A 5,050-nucleotide genomic window follows, 5' to 3' on the forward strand; every position below is an offset into this window, starting at 1 on the left:
TGGCGACAGCCGCTCACGGTGGGCGCGGATGAATTCGCCGAGCGCACGGGCGGGCGTGGCGTCGAGCGGCGGGACGGGGGTGGAGGACGGGTGGTTCATGCGGAAACGGCGAAATGGAAGCGGGGACGCGGCAACGATCAGACAGGTGTATCGAATACCAGAATAACTGCTTAACTTGTACTGGTACAAACGCAGGCCTATTGTAGCGGCTCGCGCGCTGGCAGGGCAGCGAGCGTCCCACAAAACGCATTGCATGGGGCCGGAGCAGGCGCTGATGCGTCTGTCGCACCGGCAACGGTACAAAGGAGCGAACGATGAAACACCACGACCAGGTCGCCGACGCATTCGGCACGACGGCCGCCGCCTATCTGACGAGCACGGTCCACGCGACGGGCGCCGATCTGCAGACGCTCGCCGACGCGGTGCGCGCGACGCCCGACGCCGCCGTGCTCGATCTCGGCTGCGGCGCCGGCCATGCGAGCTTCGCGGTCGCGCCGCATGTGCGCGACGTGGTCGCCTACGATCTCGCCGCGCAGATGCTCGCGACCGTCGACGCCGCCGCGCGCGAGCGCGGGCTTGCGAACATCCGTACCCAGCAGGGGCCAGCCGAGCAACTGCCGTTCGAGACGGCGACGTTCGACTGGGTCGTGAGCCGGATGAGCGCGCACCACTGGCACGACATGCGCGCGGCGCTCGCCGAGGTGCGCCGCGTGCTGAAACCGGGCGGCCGCGTGTTGATGATCGACATCGCGGGCAACGACCATCCGCTTCTCGACACGTACCTGCAGGCCGCGGAAGTGCTGCGCGACGCGTCGCACGTGCGTGACTACCGGGCGGACGAATGGCTTGCGATGTTCCGCGAAGCCGGCTTCGACGCGCACGTGCACAGCCGCTGGCGGCTGCCGATCGATTTCGATACGTGGGTCGCGCGCATCCGCACGCCGGCCGACAGCGTCACCGGCATTCGCGCGCTGTGGGCGCATGCGCCGGACGAGGTGCGCGGCTACTACGCGGTGCAGCCCGACGGTTCGTTCGAACACGACGCGTTGCTGATCGACGCGCACTGAGCGCGAGGTGGGCTGCTGCGGTTTTGCCCGCGCATGAAAAAAGCCGCGATACTCACCGTGGGTACGGTGGCGTATCGCGGCTTCTACGATGCCGGCCGGCGCGGAATCACACCGCGCCGCAGGCGGATCAGCCCGTATTGCGCAGGCCGGCCGCGATCCCGTTGATCGTCAGGTGAATCCCGCGGCGCAGCCGCGCGTTCGTGTCGCCCGCGCGGTGACGCTTGATCAGCTCGACCTGCAGGTGGTTCAGCGGATCGAGATACGGGAAGCGGTTCTTGATCGAGCGCGCGAGCAGCGGGTTGGTCGCGAGACGGCCTTCGTGCCCGGTGATCTCGGCCAGCGCCTGCGACGTGCGCTCCCATTCCGCGACGATCCGCTCGAACACGTGCTTGCGCAGCTTGCGATCGGAAACGAGCTGCGCGTAGCGCGACGCGACCGCGAGGTCGGTTTTCGCGAGCACCATGTCCATGTTCGACAGCAGGTTCGCGAAGAACGGCCAGGTCTTGTTCATCTTCTTCAGCAGCGCGACGCGCTTCGTGCGCTCGGCGTCGTCCTGCGCGCCGTCGAGATACGCACTCACCGCGCTGCCGAAGCCGTACCAGCCCGTCAGCAGCAGCCGGCACTGGCCCCACGAGAAGCCCCACGGAATCGCGCGGAGGTCCTCGATCTTGCGCTGCTTCGGATCCTGCAGCTTGCGCGAAGCCGGGCGGCTGCCGATGTTCAGCTCGGCGATCTCGGTGATCGGCGTCGACGAGAAGAAGTAGTCGGTGAAGCCCGGGGTTTCATAGACGAGCGCGCGGTACGCGGCCATCGCCGAATCGGACAGTGTCTGCATCGCGGTCTCGAACACCGGCAACTGCGCGGGCGCGTTGTTCTGCGGCAGGAGCGTCGCCTCGAGCGTCGCGGCGACGACCGTCTCGAGGTTGCGGCGGCCGATCTCCGGGTTCGCGAACTTGCTCGCGATCACCTCGCCCTGTTCGGTCAGGCGGATCTGGCCGTTCACGGTGCCCGGCGGCTGCGACAGGATCGCCTGGTAGGTCGGGCCGCCGCCGCGGCCGACCGTGCCGCCGCGGCCGTGGAACAGGCGCAGCGTGATCTTGCGGTCGCGGAACAGGTCGACGAGCGCGAGCTCCGCGCGATACAGCTCCCAGTTCGACGTGAGGAAGCCGCCGTCCTTGTTGCTGTCCGAATAGCCGAGCATCACTTCCTGCTCGGCGCCCTGGTGCGCGATCAGCGCGTCGATGCCCGGCAGTGCGAAGTATTCGCGCATGATGCGCGCGGCGTCGCGCAGGTCGGGAATCGTCTCGAACAGCGGGATCACCATCAGGCTGTTCTTCGCCTCGCCGCCCGGCACGCCGAGCGCGCCGTCGAGCAGGCCCGTCTCCTTCTGCAGCAGCAGCACCTCGACGAGGTCGCTGACGGTTTCCGTATGCGAAATGATGTAGTTGCGCACCGCGCGTGCGCCGAATTGCGCGCGGACTTCGCGCGCCTTCTCGAACACGCCGAGCTCGCTTTGCGCGAGCGGCGAGTATTCGAAGTACGGCGAGCGCAGCGGACGCGGATCGGCGAGCGCGGCGAGCAGCACGCGCAGCTTGTCTTCCTCGGCGAGCGCCGCGTAGTCGGCCTCGACGCCTGCGCGAGCGAACAGTTCGGCGACCACGGCTTCGTGGATGTCGGAGCTCTGGCGCAGGTCGATGCTTGCGAGATGGAAGCCGAACACTTCGGCCGCGCGCACGAGCGGCGCGAGGCGCGGCGCGGCGAGCGACGTGCCGTGGTGTTCGTCGAGCGACGCGGTCAGCACCTTCAGGTCGGCGACGAACGCTTCGGAATCCGCATACGGGGTCGCGCGCACGGGCGCCGCGCCGCGGCCCGCGCTGCGTACCGGCACCGTGCCTTCGCCGAGACGCACGCGCGCGCTTGCGGCGAGGCGCGTGTAGATGCCGATCAGCGCACGGCGATACGGCTCGTCGACGCGGTGCGGCGACTGGTCGGGGGAAGCTGCCGCGAGCGCCTTCACGGCGTCGTTCGCGCCGACGAGCAGGTTCGATACCGACAGCTCGGCGCCGAGCTTGTGCACCTGTTCCAGATAGTGCTCGAGGATCACCGCGGCCTGGCGGTTGATCGCTTCTTCGAGCGTCGGCGCGGTCACGTTCGGGTTGCCGTCGCGGTCGCCGCCGATCCAGCTGCCCATCTGGAAGAACGCCGGTACGCGCGCCGACAGGCCGTGCTCGGCGAGCGCGGCCTCGATGTCGCCGTACAGCGCGGGCAGTTCGTCGAGGAACGTCGCGCGGTAGTACGACAGCGCGTTCTCGATTTCGTCGCCGACGGTCAGGCGCGCGTCGCGCAGCATGCGCGTCTGCCACAGCGTGGTGACGCGGGCGCGCAACATCGATTCGTTGTACTGGCGCTCACGGCCGGTGAGTTCCTGGTCGCGTTCGGCGAGCAGGCGCGCGATGTCGTGCTGTGCGTCGAGGATGCTCTTGCGCTGCACTTCGGTCGGGTGCGCGGTCAGCACCGGCACGATCAGCGCATCGTCGAAGAAGCGTTGCAGCAGGCGCTTCGACGCGTTGCCGGTCGTCTTCAGTTGTTCGAGCGCGTACGCGACCGTGCCGGGCTGCGACGCGGAGCCGGCCAGCGCGTGGATGCGGCGGCGGCGGTTGTGGTGGCGGTCTTCCGCGATGTTCGCGAGGTGCGAGAAATAGCTGAACGCACGCACGACGCTCACCGTCTGCTCCGGCGTCAGCTTGCGCAGCTTCTTCTCGAGCGTCTGCGCGGCTTCGCTGTCGTCCTCGCGACGGAACTTGACCGCGGTCTGGCGGATCGTCTCGACGACGTCGAACACGGTGTCGCCTTCCTGCTCGCGCACGACGTCGCCGAGCAGGCGGCCGAGGAAGCGGATGTCGTCGAACAGCGGGCCGTCCTTGTCTTCGCGCGTGCGCGTGCCGGACTTCGGCGCGGCGGCCGTGCGGGCCGCGGTGCGGGCAGCCGGGCCGGCAGCTTTCGTCGCGCGTTTTGTCTGACGTATCGGGTCTTTCGGTTTCGTTGCCGTTTTCGCACGGCCGTTCGCGGCGGTGGCGACGGTGTCCGTCGAGGCGTCGGAGGAGGACAGGGCAGCATTGCGGCGCGCCGTACGCGCCGATCCGGAAGACTTCACGATGGGTTTCCTTGGGAAAGCTCGAGTCAAAAGGAACTGCGGAAACTGCGAAACTGCGGTCAAGCAACCAGCTACGTGCGGCACATCCGCACATCGGCGCCGCGACCCGCGTGGCGGCAGGCCGGGCGCAGGCTCCAGGCCCGGGCGGGCAGGGGCGTGCGTGCTACCATTGTTCGATCTTCAATCCCGTCCTTCGATGTTCCAGCAATGAATTCCGAGACCCCTGCGGCCGGGCCGCAACAGGCACAGCCGCCCGCGACGTTGACGATTGCTTCGCGCGAAAGCCGCCTGGCGATGTGGCAAGCCGAACATGTTCGTGATGCGCTGCGCAAATTATATCCAGCTTGTGACGTGAACATCCTCGGGATGACGACGCGCGGCGACCAGATTCTCGATCGCACGCTGTCGAAGGTCGGCGGCAAGGGCCTGTTCGTGAAGGAACTGGAGGCCGCGCTGGCCGATGGCCGCGCCGATCTCGCCGTGCATTCGCTGAAGGACGTGCCGATGGCGCTGCCCGACGGCTTCTCGCTCGCCGCGATCATGGAGCGCGAAGACCCGCGCGATGCATTCGTGTCGAACGACTACGCGTCGCTCGACGCGCTGCCGGCCGGCGCCGTGGTCGGCACGTCGAGCCTGCGCCGCGAGGCGATGCTGCGCTCGCGCTACCCGCACCTGGAAGTGCTGCCGCTGCGCGGCAACCTCGATACCCGCCTGTCGAAACTCGATCGCGGCGATTACGCGGCGATCATCCTCGCGGCCGCCGGCCTGAAGCGCCTCGGTCTCGAAGCGCGGATCCGCGCGCTGCTCGACGTCGAGGCGAGCCCGCCCG

General features: G+C 68.4%; 3 protein-coding genes and 1 pseudogene. 2 read left to right on the forward strand and 2 right to left on the reverse strand.

Annotated features, from left to right (window positions below):
- Positions 1 to 99: pseudogene (locus tag G3N99_RS33915) on the reverse strand (transcriptional regulator); the annotation flags it as partial.
- 215 nt (positions 100 to 314) lie between these two features.
- Here G3N99_RS33915 and G3N99_RS33920 point away from each other — a divergent pair.
- Positions 315 to 1,067 carry a class I SAM-dependent methyltransferase gene (locus tag G3N99_RS33920; RefSeq protein ID WP_174943277.1) on the forward strand — a complete coding sequence of 251 codons (753 nt, stop codon included), beginning with the start codon at positions 315 to 317 and terminating at the stop codon, positions 1,065 to 1,067.
- A gap of 127 nt (positions 1,068 to 1,194) precedes the next feature.
- Here the strand turns inward: G3N99_RS33920 and ppc are convergent, their stop codons facing one another.
- Positions 1,195 to 4,221, reverse strand: coding sequence for a phosphoenolpyruvate carboxylase (gene ppc, locus G3N99_RS33925; RefSeq protein WP_206124552.1), 3,027 nt, complete (start codon positions 4,219 to 4,221; stop codon positions 1,195 to 1,197).
- Between the two features lie 207 nt (positions 4,222 to 4,428).
- Here ppc and hemC point away from each other — a divergent pair.
- Positions 4,429 to 5,050, forward strand: a 622-nt coding sequence (gene hemC / locus G3N99_RS33930; protein WP_206124553.1) for a hydroxymethylbilane synthase, incomplete at its 3' end; no start/stop codon positions are given.

The sequence above is a fragment of the Burkholderia sp. Ac-20392 genome, assembly GCF_017104585.1.
In the GTDB taxonomy this organism is placed as follows: domain Bacteria; phylum Pseudomonadota; class Gammaproteobacteria; order Burkholderiales; family Burkholderiaceae; genus Burkholderia; species Burkholderia lata.

Excerpts from the sequence above, each read along its gene's own strand:
- G3N99_RS33920 (WP_174943277.1), top strand. The coding sequence starts at position 315 with ATGAAACACCACGACCAGGTCGCCGACGCATTCGGCACGACGGCCGCC.